Source organism: Marinicrinis sediminis (assembly GCF_042685085.1).
In the GTDB taxonomy this organism is placed as follows: Bacteria; Bacillota; Bacilli; order Paenibacillales; family KCTC-33676; genus Marinicrinis; species Marinicrinis sediminis.
Window position 1 is genome coordinate 590599 of sequence record NZ_JBHUMM010000043.1, and the last position, 16772, is coordinate 607370.

The 16772-nt window shown below is 46.7% G+C and carries 14 protein-coding genes; 10 read left to right on the top strand and 4 right to left on the bottom strand.

Translation table 11 applies throughout. The annotated features are described in order from the left end of the window. Positions 1-4: 4 nt before the first annotated feature. Entirely contained in the window at positions 5-763 is a 759-nt protein-coding gene (gene map / locus ACFSUC_RS16480) for a type I methionyl aminopeptidase (RefSeq protein WP_379930728.1), read from the top strand. Positions 764-928: 165 nt separating this feature from the next. Next, on the top strand, positions 929-1519 hold the full coding sequence (lepB, locus tag ACFSUC_RS16485) for a signal peptidase I (RefSeq protein WP_379930729.1): 591 nt from the start codon (positions 929-931) through the stop codon (positions 1517-1519). A gap of 237 nt (positions 1520-1756) precedes the next feature. Here lepB and ACFSUC_RS16490 read toward each other — a convergent pair whose 3' ends face one another. Continuing rightward, positions 1757-2917, bottom strand: coding sequence for an iron-containing alcohol dehydrogenase (locus tag ACFSUC_RS16490; protein ID WP_379930730.1), 1161 nt, complete (start codon positions 2915-2917; stop codon positions 1757-1759). 361 nt (positions 2918-3278) lie between these two features. Between ACFSUC_RS16490 and ACFSUC_RS16495 the strand changes: the two genes are divergently transcribed. The 5 genes from ACFSUC_RS16495 to ACFSUC_RS16515 all read left to right on the top strand — a co-directional run bounded on the left by ACFSUC_RS16495 (position 3279) and on the right by ACFSUC_RS16515 (position 9844). Then, positions 3279-4763 (top strand): spore germination protein, encoded by a 1485-nt coding sequence (locus ACFSUC_RS16495; RefSeq protein ID WP_379930988.1) that lies wholly within the window; start codon positions 3279-3281, stop codon positions 4761-4763. Positions 4764-4775: 12 nt separating this feature from the next. Continuing rightward, on the top strand, positions 4776-5891 hold the full coding sequence (locus tag ACFSUC_RS16500) for a Ger(x)C family spore germination protein (RefSeq protein ID WP_379930731.1): 1116 nt from the start codon (positions 4776-4778) through the stop codon (positions 5889-5891). 115 nt (positions 5892-6006) lie between these two features. Continuing rightward, entirely contained in the window at positions 6007-7098 is a 1092-nt protein-coding gene (locus ACFSUC_RS16505; RefSeq protein ID WP_379930732.1) for a GerAB/ArcD/ProY family transporter, read from the top strand. 152 nt (positions 7099-7250) lie between these two features. After that, positions 7251-7646, top strand: coding sequence for a hypothetical protein (locus ACFSUC_RS16510; RefSeq protein WP_379930733.1), 396 nt, complete (start codon positions 7251-7253; stop codon positions 7644-7646). A gap of 221 nt (positions 7647-7867) precedes the next feature. Next, positions 7868-9844 (top strand): ATP-binding protein, encoded by a 1977-nt coding sequence (locus tag ACFSUC_RS16515; RefSeq protein ID WP_379930734.1) that lies wholly within the window; start codon positions 7868-7870, stop codon positions 9842-9844. 60 nt (positions 9845-9904) lie between these two features. Here ACFSUC_RS16515 and ACFSUC_RS16520 read toward each other — a convergent pair whose 3' ends face one another. The 3 genes from ACFSUC_RS16520 to ACFSUC_RS16530 form a co-directional block, all read right to left on the bottom strand. Beyond that, positions 9905-10147: an NHLP leader peptide family RiPP precursor gene (locus ACFSUC_RS16520; RefSeq protein ID WP_379930735.1), complete on the bottom strand. Its 243-nt coding sequence runs from the start codon at positions 10145-10147 to the stop codon at positions 9905-9907. Positions 10148-10241: 94 nt separating this feature from the next. Next, positions 10242-11183, bottom strand: a complete 942-nt coding sequence (locus tag ACFSUC_RS16525; RefSeq protein ID WP_379930736.1) for a hypothetical protein — start codon at positions 11181-11183, stop codon at positions 10242-10244. A 2-nt stretch (positions 11184-11185) separates the two neighbouring features. Then, positions 11186-11947, bottom strand: coding sequence for a class I SAM-dependent methyltransferase (locus tag ACFSUC_RS16530; protein WP_379930737.1), 762 nt, complete (start codon positions 11945-11947; stop codon positions 11186-11188). Positions 11948-12188: 241 nt separating this feature from the next. On the opposite strand from ACFSUC_RS16530, the gene ACFSUC_RS16535 reads away from it, so the two are divergent. The 3 genes from ACFSUC_RS16535 (at position 12189) to ACFSUC_RS16545 (ending at position 16772) form a co-directional block, all read left to right on the top strand. Next, positions 12189-12728: a cysteine hydrolase family protein gene (locus tag ACFSUC_RS16535; protein ID WP_379930738.1), complete on the top strand. Its 540-nt coding sequence runs from the start codon at positions 12189-12191 to the stop codon at positions 12726-12728. A 30-nt stretch (positions 12729-12758) separates the two neighbouring features. Further along, complete coding sequence (locus tag ACFSUC_RS16540) at positions 12759-14222, top strand: nicotinate phosphoribosyltransferase (protein WP_379930740.1); 1464 nt, start codon at positions 12759-12761, stop codon at positions 14220-14222. Positions 14223-14513: 291 nt separating this feature from the next. Beyond that, the gene (locus tag ACFSUC_RS16545) at positions 14514-16772 is read left to right on the top strand and encodes an AAA family ATPase (protein ID WP_379930741.1); all 2259 of its coding nucleotides are present in this window, start codon (positions 14514-14516) and stop codon (positions 16770-16772) included.

Here is a 16772-nt window from a genome sequence, read left to right on the forward strand (position 1 = left end):
CAGGATGATTGTGAAACATGATTATGAGATCGAAGGATTGAAGCGAATCGGGCGGATTGTCGCCACCACCATAGAAGAAATGAAAGCATACGCCAAGCCTGGAATGACAACGAAACAGCTCGATGAATATGGTGAAACAGTATTGAACCGTCTCGGAGCGAGATCAGCACCAAAGGTCATGTACCAGTTTCCGGGTGCCACATGCATTAGTGTCAATCAAGAGGTGGCACACGGGATTCCCGGTGATTATGTGTTGCAAGCCGGTGATCTGGTGAATATCGATGTGTCTGCGGAACTGGATGGCTATTATGGGGATTCAGGTCAGTCCTTTGTTCTGCAAGGCTTCAATCCAGAACTGGAACGGTTGTGCAAAACAGCAGAGGAAACGATGATGAAAGTCATTGCATCCCTGAAGGCCGGAACGAAGCTGAATGAGATCGGACGCATTATGCAGGAAGAAGCGAAGTCCCACGGTTACTGCATTATCCAGAATCTGTGCAGCCACGGCATCGGCAGAGCCTTGCATGAAGAGCCGCATCAGATCGTACATTATTATGATCCCCATGAGAAACGGAAGCTTAAGGAAGGTCAGGTCATTACGATTGAGCCCTTCCTGTCTAATGGAACGGATTATGTCATGGAAATGCCGGATGGCTGGACGCTGAAGGTTCCGGACCAAAGTTTCGTCGCCCAGTTCGAGCATACGATGGTGATTACCAAGGATGAGCCAATCATTACCACATTGCCTGGGAAAGTGGATTGATCGAATGACGTACGGAATTGACTCGGCCATGTGTGTCCATATGGATACGCATGGCCATTTTTGTATGAAACTTTTCACAACGATTTCCATCCATGGTATAATCGTTATAAGGGAATTGCAAGATTTTGATCCAATCAGGGTCCCCATTAGTCAGGAGGATAACTCATGCAATCATCAGAGTATGAAGGACAGCCCGAATCACCTTACCCGAATGAATCACGAACCGAGCCCGCAAAGCCTTCCAGGTGGGTAAAGGAAATAAAGGAATGGACGTTGTCATTGGGGGTTGCGATTATCGCAGCGTTGCTCATACATAATTTTGCGATTGCGCAAACAGAAGTCGAAATGAATTCCATGGAAAATACGCTCTATGAAGGCGAAAGGCTGATTGAGGACAAGATTACGTATCGGTTCAGCACGCCAGACCGGGGAGATATTGTGATCATCAATGGACCGGAATATGAAAATCGGCTTGTGAAACGATTGATTGGTCTGCCTGGAGATGTCATTGACATGCGGGAGGGGTACGTGTACCTCAACGATGAGCAACTGAATGAATCTTATGCCAAGGGATTGACTTACGCTAATGGGTTGGGCATGCCTTATACCATTCCTGAAGACCATTACTTTGTACTGGGAGATAATCGGGAAATCAGTCTGGACAGCAGACAGCTGGGCGCCATTCATGAAGACAGCATCGAGGGACGTATTATTTATCGTATCTGGCCCTTTGAACAGTTTGGCAAAGTAGATTAGCGAAGTGACAAATCAACGGAATGACGGAAAAACAGAGAGAACAGAGTTAGCAGAGAAAACAGGAAAACAAAGAGAACAGAAAAACAAAAAAAATAGAGAACACAACACACAAAAAAACAGAGATAGCAGAAAGTCAGGATACATATCATACAGAAAGAGCAAGGCCATGGAAAAAATGGCCTTGCTCTTTATTTTTATGTGAAGGGGATGAGACGATCGGAATGGGTCGAGACGGAATCAGAGAGAGGCTTCGTAGATGGACTTTACATCCTCAGCCTGTAATTTCTTGAAGTTTCCGAACGGACCAAAAAGCATAGCCCGATCTACCATTTCATCGATTCGTGTATGATCAATCTCGTAGTCCGCCAGGCGAGACGGGGCACCGATCGATTGCCAGAATTGGCGGAGGGCTTCAATACCAGCAAGCGCGGCTTCTTCATCACTTTTCTGTGGACAGTCAATGTCAAAAACACGCTCTGCAAATTGTCTGAAGCGGGCCGGATTTTCCTGATACACATGCTTCATCCAGTTCGGGAACAGAATAGCCAGTCCACCGCCATGTGGGATATCGTACACGGCTGACACAGCATGTTCTATATTGTGTGTCGCCCAGTCACCCACTACCCCCATGCTCAGAATTCCATTGAGTGCCATCGTACCCGAGTACAGAATGGTCTCCCTGTCAGGAATGGACTCCAAGTTGTCCAGCAGAGCTGGCGCGGTTTCCATGACGGTTCTCAACAGGCTTTCACAATACCGGTCTTGAACAGGCGTGTTATCGATATGATGGAAATATTGCTCCAGGACATGAGACATAATATCTACAATTCCGTATATGGTCTGATCCTTTGGCACGGTCAGTGTGCTGGACGGTTCCAGGATAGAAAATTGCGGAAATGAGAATGGACTTCCCCAACCGAGCTTTTCATTCGTTTCCCAATTGGTGATCACAGACCCCGCATTCATCTCCGAGCCGGTTGCAGCCAGGGTAAGCACGGTTCCAATCGGCAATGCCCCTGTTGGTGCGGCTTTTCTGGAGATCACATCCCAAATGTCGCCGTCGAATTTCGCACCCACTGCAATCGCCTTGCTGCAGTCAATGACACTGCCCCCGCCAACGGCAAGAATGAAGTCGATGTTCTGCTCCTTGCATATGGCAATTCCGTTGTGAACGGTGGAAAGCCGTGGATTCGGCTCCACGCCTGACAATTCCGTTACATTGGCCTCTAGACTGGATAAATGCGCCATGACGCGGTCATAGACGCCATTTCGTTTAATGCTGCCTCCCCCATATACGAGCAAAATGTTGAGCTTTTTGGACAGTTCATTTTCGAGATGCTTCAATTGATCTTCGCCGAAAATCAGGCGGGTTGGATTGTGAAATGAAAATGGGTTCATGAGAAGTCACTCCTTATGGATTCTGGTTGATATACATGCTTAGACCGCATTCAATTTGCAGATCATCTACATTATTTTATACTTTTCGTCGAACTATGCCCAGGCAACAAAATTGTATAAAGTCAGGATTCGCTTCAAATGCTAAGTTCAGGAACAGGACGGATACATATGGAGAATGATTATGTTTATTATGAAGCGAGGCCAATCACCCCAATCCCATAAGCAACCAGCCAGAGTAGGAAAGCCATCAGCAGGGTCAAGTCAGCAGTCGCAAAAGCAGTCAGATGAGCAAACGATTCTTCCTGACGAAGAAGGTTCAGGCAATCTGCAAGCCTCTGCAAATGAGGCTCAGTCTGTTTCCATGCGGAATCGGTTCAAAAATGTAGCGGCGATGCTGAATCAGATCCGGCAATCCACTGATTTCATCACGTATTCCATGACGGATGAGAAAAAACGGATGCTGATTTCCTATTACAAGTCACTGGTAGACAAAGAAATGCTCAGCAAATATGTGTTCAAGAAAACAAAGGACATGAACTTGCGCAGCCATCATATCCGCGACCTGAAGGAACTGATGGAACGAATTCCGCTAAGCAACATGAAGCTCTCAAATAATCCTTCCGAAATTGAGTATCATTTGCTGAAGGGATTTGCCATGATTCAACTGCGGGAAGGGGATGACAAATGCCTGCTGCTGAACATCGCCAGTGGTCAACTGGGACTGCGAACCGAGAATGATACGGAAAATGAATATAGTGTCGTCGGGCCCAAAATCGGTTTTGTCGAAAATATGGATATTAACTTGCACCTGCTTCGCAGAGTGATGAACACTACCAGTCTGACCATCCGCGATTTTGTCATTGGCAATCAGTCACAGACCAGAGTGGCTCTGGTTTTTCTCGATGGCGTGACCAATGAACAGCATGTGAATACCATGACTGAAAGGTTGAAAAATATCCGCTTTGATGTCGTGTTTGACAATTCACAGCTGGATCAGCTCATGTCCGACAATAGCAAGAGTCCTTTTCCACAATTTCTGTCTACAGAACGGATCGACCGTGTCGTTTACACCCTGGTCAATGGACAGGTGGCCTTGTTGACAGACGGTTCGCCGTATGTGATTACCGGACCTACCACCATTTTTGATTTCTTTATTTCTCCGGAGGACTATTACTTGCCCTGGGTGGTGGGCTCATTCTTTCGCATGATCCGCATGTTTGGCGTGCTGTTTTCTTTTTTGGCTACTTCCGTTTACACGGCTGTCGTCACTTTTCATTATGAGATGCTGCCTCAGGATATGCTGGGCCCAATCATATTTTCGAGAGTCAATGTCCCTTTTCCGCCCGTCATTGAAGTATTGTTTTTGGAAATTACGATCGAGCTGCTTCGGGAGGCAGGAGCCAGACTGCCCACGAAGGTCGGTCAAACACTCGGGATTGTGGGCGGGATTGTGATCGGACAGGCCTCTGTGGAAGCGGCTCTGACCAGTAATATTCTCCTGATCATTGTCGCCCTGTCGGCGCTCGCTTCCTTCACAACTCCAATATTCAAAATGTCCAATACGATCCGTTTTCTGCGGTTTCCGTTTATATTGATGGCCGCTATGTGGGGCGGCCTGGGCATTGTGCTGGCGATCAGTTTCCTGCTTGTTCACCTGATGCGTCTAAGCTCGCTCGGAACGCCGTATATGGTGCCATTCTATCCACTGCGCGTAAACAATTTTGCGGATTCCTTTGTTCGGTCTCCGTACAGTTCATTGTGGAAACGACCGTCCTTTTTAAGGCCAAAATCATCAAAGAGGTACAACAAGCAGTCTGCGCACAAGAAAAGAGATATTGATGAGTAAAGGGTGACAATCATGACGCTGACAAGTGCCCGTTCCCTGTACAGCAAGCTGGGTGTCTCCATGGTCATTGCCTGGCTGGTGCTCGGAAGTACAGGCTGTTCCACGCCCACAACCATCGACGAGATTCAGCTCGTCAATTGCATCGGATACGACAAGCTAGACAAGGGTTATCAGGGCAGTGCGCTATACCCGACATTTGAACAACAAAATATGACCAAAGCCAACATGATGGCCACCATTTCCAATTCAAATTATGATATTCTGCCCCGGTTAAATTCCAAATCCTCGTTGCCAGTGGAGCAGGGACAGCTGCGGATTGTCGTGTTTGGAGAAGAATTCGCAAAGGAAGGAATTACGGTCATTGTGAACAGTCTCATTCGTGATCCTGCGATAACGAGCCGCTTGCATCTGGCTGTCGCTGAAAACACCGCTGAGAAACTGCTGCAGCGGGTTGTGAAAACGAATGATTCGTATTTCCTTTCTACTGTAATCGAACAGAACATTGAAACGCAAAATATTCCATCGTCGAACCTTCATCATTTCCTGTATCAATATTATGGAGAAGGCCGTGATCCCTATTTGCCTTACTTTATACAGGACAAAGATCAATCGATCAAGCTGGATGGACTTGCTATATTTAGGAAAGATCGTTATGTGGGTCGCATTAATCTGAGAGAATCTTTTTTGCTCAAACTGATGCTGAATGAAACAACGGCCGGCAGATATCAGGTGCATGTCAACAAGGAGGGCAAGAAGGGATACATTTTATTGCGCAATCTGGCCGGTAAGACGTCCTTTGATTTGACGATGGATGACGAGCAAGTGCCGAGCGTGTCTGTGCATATGCGCGTGGATGCGATGATCAAGGATTATCCGCCCTGGCTCGATTTGACGAAGAAAGAAAATTTGAAGTGGGTGGAAAAGAAATTCGAAACCCATTTTTCTGAGCAAATTGAACAGCTTGTCCAGCGTTTTATAACATGGAACGTCGATCCGATCGGATTTGGTGAAAAATTCAGATCTCACAAGAGAAACTGGAATGCCCGAACATTTTACGAGAAATATGAAGATCTCCAGCTGACAGCTCATACAGAAGTCAATGTCCTTCAAACCGGAATTGGCGAATAAAAGGGTTCAACATGATTTGGTGCGAGGCAGCAGTGGGGCTAGCAGGAGAGGTGCAGTGTGGCAGGAGCGAAGTAACAGCATGATAACAGCGTCCAACAGGGAAGGAGGAAGAGGAATGAACGTACAGGTCGAAGAACGATTTCAGATTTCTCCCTTTTTCGTCTTTTATCTGGTGCATGCCGGCGTGATCGGCCTTGGAATATTGAGCTACCAGCGTTCACTCGTGCAGGCGGCCAGCTATGATTCCTGGGTGTCTATCCTCTTGCTGGGCCTGGTCATGAACGGGGTCATCTGGATGATGTACCGGATGCTGAACAGTGAGCAAAATGATCTGCACAGTTTGCATGAATGGCTGTTTGGCAAATGGATTGGTAAAGGATTGACCCTGGTATTTTCCCTCTATCTCTTCTATGCCTCCTTCATGATCCTGATTGGCTATCTCGAAATTGTGAAAGTGTGGCTATTCCCCACCCTGAAGCCCTGGCTGTTGCAGATGGTGATCCTGCTGCTCGTGTATTATATCCTTTCAGGGGGGCTTCGAATGATTACCGGCATTTGTCTCTGGGGGGTGATCATTCCGCTGGCGATGATCGGGCCGCTGCTCGTTTATCCGATTCAATTCGGTCAATGGAGCAACTTGCAGCCGATTCTCAATCATTCCTTGATGGAATATGTGCACTCGGGCAAGTTGATGATTTTTCAGTATGTCGGCTTTGAAAGTCTGTTTTTTTATTTCCCTTTCATTAAAAAGGGAGGACAGTCGTTGAAATGGGCTCAATGGGGCATGATTTCTGTTATACTCCTTTACTTGGTCAATATGTTCATCACGTTTGTGTATTACAGTGAAGGCTTGTTGCAGCATACGATTTGGCCCACCCTGACGATGATTACGATTTTGGAGGTACCGTTTATTCAGCGCTTCGAATATATCATGGTCTCCATTTGGCTGCTGGTGGTCATTCCGAATATTTGTATCTATTTATGGTCGGCGGCACGGGGCGTGAAGCGTGCATTCAATTGGAAGATGAAATTCACCTTCATTCCGGCGATCATCCTTCTGTATTTGTCCGCCATCTTTATCAAGGAACGGCAGATGATTTCGATGATGGGCGAAATTTTGTCCTGGATGGGGATGGTCAGCATGGCCTATATTGCGGTGTTGTATGTGATGGTCAGCATGAAGCGCGCATGGAGCAAGAAAACCTGAGTCAAATGGGCAAAGGATGGTTATGATCGTGAATGATCAGGTATGAAAGGCATGAATAAAGGCAATCCTGCATACGATGAAAAATGATGACAGATTTCCGTTATCAGATAGAGGATCTGACTTTTTCAGTTGAATGCCAGGAGGGACCAGAGATGGAGCTTATATTGCAATTTCCGAATGAAGAAACGCTTCGCGGAAACATGATTTCCTATTATCCAGACTTCGATATGATCAAACTGCATTCCTACCCAGGGGCGATCCCGCTGGATTTGATTCAGTCTCTGTCGAATGCCGAAGGGACCAAGCTTTCATTGCAACTGGTAGAACCTGCCAGTCTCGACGGGATGACATCGTCCGATCACACATTCTACATTTGTTGCAAGAAGACCGGCCATGTACTGGATCACACTCATCAGGTACGAAGGGTGACAGCCAGAAACCGGTCCCTGTATGTACTCAATGAACGGTCTGCTTACTCTGACCATGAATCGGTAAATAGGAGCTATGCGGTAGAGGATGTCTGTCTGATTGCATTACAGTCAACCTGAACTTGCAGACAATCCAGACAATCCACATAATCTGACCGCGAAACCCACAGCCATTCCCACAAGGTGAATGGCTTTTTGTGATGGAATCTTGTGTCTGCTGCTGAGAGGATCAGGTATAGTACTAGAGTATGAAAAAAATGAAAAATAATGAAGGAACGAGGCGATATTTGTCGAAATATAGGGAGTTGGAAATAGAAAATGGGTAAGGGGACAGAAGCAGTATGAAGAGAATGAAAATGAGCCTATGGGCAATCCTGCAAATCGTCATTGTGATATTCAGCTTGACTGCAGGCCATGCCTTCGCAGACGAAGACCGTACACAAACAAAGGCTGAACAAGCCAACGGGACAAGCTCACCGATTGAATTAAACAGTTGGGCGATATTCTGGGAAATGGAGGATACGACGCTCCCAATTGAGGATATATTGAACCAGAAAGAAGGCTGGACAACCGTATCCACAGACGGAAATGCACCGTCTCTTCCGGAAGGAGTCGATTCCGCCTGGATTCGAATTTCCCTACCGGAACTGCAATACCATCAGCCAAGCTTGTTTATTCAAAAAATCTATGCCAATACGATCGAAGTCTACGATGAAGAAGGAACCTATATTTTCTCTACTGATCGTGAGAGAAGTACGGATCATCAATATTTCCTAATCCCGCTGGATACGCATGAGACCCTGAAAAATGGCAATCATCAACTCTATCTCCACCTGGAGACCATTTGGGATCGAATTGGAATTCGAGAAACGATGTACATAGGGGAATACAATGAACAATTAACTCAATTTGTACGCAAAGGGCTAATGGAATTTGTTATCGGTTCGGCCTTGATTGTGGTCGCGCTCGTAATGATGCTGGGCTCCATTTTTCTGAGAAGAATGCATGTTCCAAGCTGGTTTTCATTAACACTGATTATTCTCTCCATCGGCATCATGCTAGTTGCTTATTCAGAGTTCTTGCGAATTTTTGCCCCGGAAACGAAACGGCTCCATATTTTGGCATTCGATATTGCGATGACCTTAATGCTTCCCGCAATGATTTATTATTTCGAAAAGGTAGTGACCATCGGGCCGTGGGGGATTATTCGCAAATATCGCAAGCTTTTGGTCTATTATTGTACGTTTCTGATCTTCCTGGCACTTTACAATTTCATTATTGGCATGTCGTTTGACGTATACTTTTTCCTGAGTGTCACGTTTTTATCGTTTTTTATCATTATAGAATTTGCATTGCTGGTCGTGTTCGCCCTAATTAACGCTTTCCGTAAAGATCTCGATGCAATCATTTACACCATCGGATTTGTGATCTTTGCGCTTATCTTTATTGGCGAAATGGTCTGGTTCTTAGTCCAGGACATCAACTATGATTTTATTTACTGGAAATGGGGCGTTCTGGCCTTTATACTAGCCCTAATCATGATTTTGGCGAGGCGAATTGCAGCGGACCATGATCGGGTAGTGCGCTATACGAAGGAACTAGAGATGTATAACCGGGAATTGCAGCACGCGGAGAAGATGGAAATGATCAGTGAGCTGGCAGCGTCAGTGGCACACGAAGTTCGTAATCCACTCCAGGTGACGCGTGGCTTTATTCAACTTCAAGGCGAAAACAAGAGTGAGAAAGAAAAAAGATATCTGAATCTGGCGATTCAAGAGCTGGACCGCGCCTCTGATATCATCACGGATTTCCTCACGTTTGCAAAGCCGCAAATGGAATCGATTGCGCCGATTTCTCTGGACAAGGAACTGAAGCATATTGTCGGCATCTTGTCTCCATTAGCCAGCATTAACAATGGTACGCTAGTAATGGAGGTGCGGACCGGATTGACGATCATGGGAAATTCCGCCAAATTTAAGCAGGCTATTATCAATATGGTGAAGAACAGTATAGAGGCTTTGGAGGAAAAAGGTGAGGTGCGACTCCATGCATACGCCAAAAATGATGAGATTTATCTTCATATCAAGGATACAGGCGTGGGGATGGAAGCGGAGGAGATTGAGAAACTTGGACAACCTTACTATTCCAATAAAACAAAAGGGACAGGTCTGGGCCTGATGGTCACCTATCGCATCATTCAATCGATGAAAGGCTCGCTCACTTTTAGCAGTGTCAAAGGGGAAGGCACGGAGGCGATTCTCAGATTCCCAACAGCTGACAATTATGATCAGGTAGAAATGCCGAAGGAATACGAGTGATATAAACAGCAGGCAGCAGTCGAAGGAGAATTTGGGACTGCTGCCTGCTTGTTTGAGTAATTACCACCATCCATTGCAATGTTCCCCGTCATCATCCGAAAGGTCGGCAGGATTGACGGGAAGCACCAGATAAAAATGATTGGACGATTCCTCTAGCACATCCAGTTGGATGTCCTTGGGAATATCGAGGTCGAAAGCTTCCTTTAGCGCGGCCTTGGGGTCTTTCAACAGTCTGGATTTGAAAGCAGGATCTTCCCATGCTTTTTGAATGATCTGATGTTTGAGTATTTCTTCGCCTGACATTGCATTCATCTCCTTCTGCTTTTCAATTTCTGGAAAATATGTATAGAGAGATGTCCGGATACTCTACTAGATTAGCATGAATAGTTCTAAATATCTATGTGTTTACAATATTTTTCGACAACCAATAGGAAAAACCGCCTAGTTTCATTTTTTCCCTTTGGAGGGTGTATGTATTTGCGCCTTTGCGAAGGTCTGTGACGAGTGCGTGATAGAATGCGATCAAATGGTTAGGTTTTCGTTCCAGTTCCTGCAAATCTGATTCGAAGGCTTCCGCAATCTGTACGAAGTGTTCACTGATTGATGACAGACATAAAGCGCGATGGATGTGCTCGGGGGAAGGGGGCAATGAATACGAATAAGCTGGTTCCGAGCGGATGAGTGCGAGTAGACTATTTGCATTTTGAAGTTGCAAATCTTCACGCCAGTCGGCCCAGTCATCGGCCATTTGCAGGGCAGCGAGCACGGCGTCCACAGCTCTGGAATAAAGCGGGAGCAGGCTCTCGTTCTGTTGCACAAGCAGCACTGCGGTACTGGCACATTTGACTGGTGCTGCCTTTGCTGCAATTGAAATCGGGTTTTGCACAAAGCTCGAAGCTTGCTGCTCCATACATACCGCATCTGCCCATTGTGTCGCATATTGGGCATACATGTCCCAAAACAGGGAATTTGAATCAAATAACTGTTGATATTCGCTAACCGAAGCGGTAGCAAATAAATGGCTAAGCGCGAGCAATCGGGTGCGATCTACGGATGAATCATCCATGACATCATCCTGTGTAACCAGATGCATCATGAGGAATACATTGGCTAATGAGATTTGGCGAAGAATACGGTTCTCAATTGAAAATGGCTGCCCCATCCAGAAAGGAAGCAGATAGCAAATATAGTTTTTATGACTCTTTTCCTGAAAAGGATGATATTGTTGCAGTTGTCTGGCAGCATCTGCTTGCAAACTGGCCGGAAAGTTCGACAAGCGACTTTCCGCCTCGGAAAATACCCATGCCACATCTTCTCTGTATGCATCAAACCACTCCATGGTTAGTTCCTCCTTCTCCATTGCATGGCAAACATCGGAATCGAAAGGGTGCTGTGCACATCTGTCAGCCACTCTTGCAGTTCCTGTTCGATCTTATCTAGTTGTGCCTGATTGTCGTGCATCAGTTGCGCAGACAGCCGCAGATAGGTATACAGTTGTTGCTTCTGATCGGGATGGTGATGGGTCAGGTCATAGGACATTTGCTCCTCTTCCACAAATCCGACTTCCATCAGCTCTGCCCGCAATCGTTGCTTGAGAGAAAATAGGCCTCCGGGTCGAATGCGACGGCGTTCCCGGACAAACAGCGCCGAATAGGCAGGCAGTGCATCAAAAGCATGACAGGCAATATCCTCTATATCTATGATCCACAAGCTGGCCTGCGGGGTGGTATGACGACGAATCCATTGATATAAATGGGATCTGCTCGCAAGGTGATCGATAACGAGCCGGCAAAGAACCGTGTCAAATGGAGCTTCGGGTTGATACGATTCGTAGGTAGTCTGAATAAATTGTAAACGGTCATGCACATAGGGCAAGGTGTAGGGGTACAATGCCTCGCTCATTTCCAATCCGGTAGCGGTTGCGTTAGGCCTGTCCTTCACTAGCTGAGACAGATAATAGCCGTTTCCCGATCCGATTTCTACCAGACGTTTCGGCTTGCGGCTCGTTTCGTCACATCTAAAAAATGATCGCTCTTTCTCAAACAGCAATGAGGTGGTCAGCTTCAGCATACGGTCAAACCGTTCAGCATTTGTTGTCTCCATGAAAATCCCCGCTTTTTCGACATATTGGTAGCCATCGTTCGACAGAATCTATCCCCATTCTATTATAACTGAGTTTGTTTGTGATAGGAGATTCATGTTAGAAAAACGGGAATCGATGGGGAAGTTTCCAATAAAGGTTTGTCCTCTCCTGGAAAGAAGGTTATAATATACGACAATATCAGAAGGTCTTGTATGTCAATGAGGGCCAACTTATACAGATCGCCAAAGGAGTGAATCGATCATGAAAGCACTGATTGTCATTGATTTTACCGTCGATTTTGTGAACGGATCGTTACCGGTCGGAGAACCGGCAGTGGCGATAGAGGATCGGATTTGTGAACTGACCCGCTCGTTTGTGGATCAGAAGGAGTTTGTCGTCATGGCAGTGGATCTGCATCATGAAAATGACCCCTTTCACCCGGAAACCAGGCTATTCCCGCCACACAATATTAAAGGATCAGCAGGCAGGGGATTGTTCGGCAAGCTTCAGGACGTGTATGAACAGCACAAAGATCGCATCTATTGGATGGACAAAACCCGTTACAGCGCCTTTAGCGGAACGGACCTGGAGCTGCAACTCAGATCCAGACAGATTACAGAGCTTCACTTAATCGGTGTCTGCACTGATATCTGTGTCTTGCACACGGCGGTCGATGCTTATAATAAGGGATTTCAAGTGGTGGTGCATGCGGATGCGGTGGCAAGCTTTGACCAGGCTGGTCATGAGTGGTCTCTGAGACATGTGGAATCAACGCTTGGCGGTCAGGTAACGGGCAAGTAAGACGAACTTACGAGAGCGGAGGCATGCAGGATGACGACAATTCCAGCCCTTCATACAGACAAATATCAGATCAATATGATGTACGCACATTGGAAACAGGGTACGCACCGGCGAAAAGCGGTTTTCGAACTGTTTTTTCGTAAACTTCCTTTCGGCAACGGGTATGCGGTCAGTGCCGGACTCGAGCGTGTACTGGCATATGTGACCCAAGTGCGCTTCACAGAGGAAGAAATTGATTTTTTGCGCACACAGCCTGAGCAATATGACGAAGCATTCCTGGAAGCACTTAGGAACTGGTCGTTCACCGGCAACATACACGCTGTACCGGAGGGAACACTGGTGTTTCCAAGTGAGCCCATCCTGCGGGTGGAGGGCGAGATATTTGAGGCGCAGTTGATCGAGACCGCGATTTTAAATGTCGTCAATTATCAGACTCTGGTGGCGACAAAAGCATCTCGTATTAGACGAACCGCGATTCAGGATACTTTTCTTGAATTTGGCACCCGTCGAGCACATGAAGAATCCGCCGCCATTTGGGGAACGAGAGCGGCTTATATTGCCGGTTTTGCGGGCACTTCAAATGTAGCGGCTGGCATGAAATTTCAAATCCCGGTTAGTGGTACCCATGCGCATGCCTGGGTGCAGGATCATGATTCTGAGCTGGAGGCTTTTCGGGCATTCGTTCAAGCGCTTCCGGATCAGGCTGTTTTACTCGTCGATACGTATGACACGCTGAAAAGCGGGGTTCCAAATGCCATTCAGGTAGGAAAAGAACTGGAGGCTCAAGGCCGTCAGCTCAAAGCCATTCGACTGGACAGCGGAGACATGGCGTACCTGTCCGTAGAAGCCAGAAAAATGCTCGATCAGGCAAATATGCAGCATGTGAAGATTATTGCATCCAATGATCTGGATGAACACACCATTCTGAATCTGTGTGCGCAAGGGGCGAAGATCGATGTATGGGGCGTGGGAACGAAGTTGATTACCGCTTACGATCAACCAGCCCTTGGCGGCGTATACAAACTGGCAGCCAGAGAGGTGGACGGTGGTTATGTCCCTTCAATCAAAATATCCGGGAATCCGGAGAAGATATCCAATCCCGGTATCAAGAAGTTATACAGGCTCATTGATCGCAAGAGTGGAAAAGCCATTGCAGATTACATGGCACTGGCACATGAACAGCACATCGAACAGCAACAGCCGGTCAAGCTCTTTCATCCTACCTATCCCTTCATGTCCAAAAATATTTCCGATTATGAGGCGATTGCTCTGCTTCAGCCTGTAATGGAAAATGGAGTATGCATTTACGACCTGCCATCACTCGAGGAAATACGTGCCTATCATGAGCAGCAGCTTGCCCAGTTTTGGCCGGAATATACCCGGCAGCTCAATCCGGAGCATTTCCGCGTGAGCTTGAGTCAGGAAGCTTATGACCTGAAGATGAACTTGATTGAAAAGTATCAGCATCGTGAAACAGGATATACAGATAAATAGGAAGTGTTCTCATATATGCTGTCAGGCCCGGATCGATAGATCCGGGTCTTTTGCATGTCCATCTAAAAAAATGGTAGGGGCAGATCTTCCTATCAAACATGCAGGCAATCGACCTTAAGAATGATGTCGAATCACCTAAAGAATAGCTAAAAAAAGATAGATATCCGTCTTTTTTTGTCGTTTTGTCAGTATAATGTGGGTAGTTGTATGAAGATGATCACAATTAACGTCATTTGCAAAATCGCCGTGATCTTGCATGATCCGCTTTTTTATTGTAAATGGAGGGGGAAAATGCTGAAAAATTCTGTAGATCGTATTCATTCATCGCATGACGATCTGCTACATCATTCGGTAAATGCTTATCAGCATATAGGTGAATACATCGCAGATCAATTACAACGTATTGACTTATACATACAGAAACAACTGGATTTGTTTCAGGCCAGACAGCAAGATCCCGCCATGGATCAGTGGAAAGGCCTGATTATTACAGAAGAAGAGGTTCAGCAGCTCATGGCTTCAGGCAACCAGAACGCATTCATCCATCCCTTGGATGAACCGATTCAGGAACTGGAGCAGGCTATGGAAAAGAGACTGCTTGCCAGTGAGCATCAGCATATCCAATTGCCCGTCCTGTCGCTTCTCAGACGAATGGAAGCAGACGACGTGCAGGAAGCAGCCTTATGGATCAGCCTGGCGATGGAAGTGGATCGCAAGTATGAGAAGCTGTATGCCTACCTACAGGATGATGTGACCTGCAAGTACCCGACGATCGGTCTTGTGGTTCAGTTGATGGGCGGGTTCGTCTCGGCTTCGCGACTGCGACAGCTATTTGATCCGCATCACCCTTTTGTCGAGATGATGTTTGCAATCGGCAAGGAATGGTCCGATGCCAGTGTACCTTTTTTGGCTCGACCATTACGGATGGATGAACGCATGATCGACTACTGTTTGTCCGGTGAGGTTCCAGTATCGCTGGAGCGAAACGGCATATCAGTCGAGTTCTATGAGCAGATCAATCAGCCAGATACGATGGACGACGTGCAACAGCAGATCCATCACATGGCTCTTGCAGCTTATAAGGACGAGACTTTCCCGAGACAGCTTTATCTGGAGGGAGAAGCAGGATCAGGGAAAAGGGAGCGTGTGCGTCAGTTTTGCAGTCAGCTCGGCAAGACATGCGTACATGTCAACCTTCCCAGATTGGTGCAGACGCTGCTGAAAAGCGAAGAATCCGTCGAAGAAATCTGGTCGTTATGCTTTCGGGAAGCGAGGCTTCATTCGGCTGTGCTATGCATCGAACGGCTGGAATTGCTATTCGAGGATCAACCCTATCGCAAACAGTTGAGAGAGGAACTGCTTTTTCGATTGAAACAGGAGAAGACCTTTGTCTTTCTTCTCTCTACGGAAAGCTGGAAGAGCACATATGCCCTCGATCCGCCTCAATGGCTCCAGATCAAACTGCGATTGCCGAATGAAACGGAAAGGCTTGAAATATGGGAGTCTGCGATTATCCCGTACCGATTGTCTTCTACGCTATCGATCGGAACGATGGCCAGTCAGTTCAAGCTTTATCCCGGCCAAATTCGTGCCGCTCTCAAAAAAGCCGAACAATCTATGACATGGCAGTACCCTGGTGAGGAGCAACTAGAAATCAGCTCGTCCATGCTGGTTGAAGCATGCTACGCGCAGGTCAGCCATCGACTGAATGAAAAAGCCGTCCGCCTGCATCCGAATTATACGTGGGAGGACCTGATCTTGCCTGATCATCAAAAAGATCAGATCTATCAGGCTACGATACATATGAAATACCGCCATATCGTGTATGGCCAATGGGGATTTGGAGACAAGCTCTCATATGGAAAGGGCATCAGTATATTATGTGCAGGACCTCCAGGCACAGGAAAGACGATGTCGGCAGAAGTCATCGCCAATGAGCTTGATCTACAGATTTATAAGATTGATGTCTCCCAAATGATGAGCAAATACATTGGTGAGACAGAGAAAAATATTCATACGATCTTTGAAGAAGCGAAGCGCAGCCAGGCTATTTTGTTTTTTGACGAGGCGGATACCCTGTTCGGCAAGCGGACAGATGTGAAAGACTCACATGACCGTTATGCGAATGTTGAGACCGCTTACCTGCTGCAAAAGATGGAAGAGTATGAGGGGATTACAATTCTGTCCACGAACTTGCTTCAAAATATTGACGAGGCATTTATGCGACGTATTCAATATGTCGTGAAGTTTCCTTTCCCTGACGCTGCATATCGGGCCCAGATATGGGAATCCATGCTTCGTGGCAAGGCTCCCTTGCATGAAGATATTGATGTGGATCTGTTGGGTGAAAAATTCGAAATTGCTGGTGGAAATATTAAGAATATCGTGCTGGGGGCCGCCTTTCTTGCTGCAGCAACGTCGTCCGCGATTTCGATGAAGCATCTCGTTCAATCTGCAAGAAATGAATTGACCAAAACCGGAAAAATCTTTTCCTTCGATGACTTCAAGGAATATCTGGAAGAGCGTACCGCTATCAGAGAGGGAGGATGA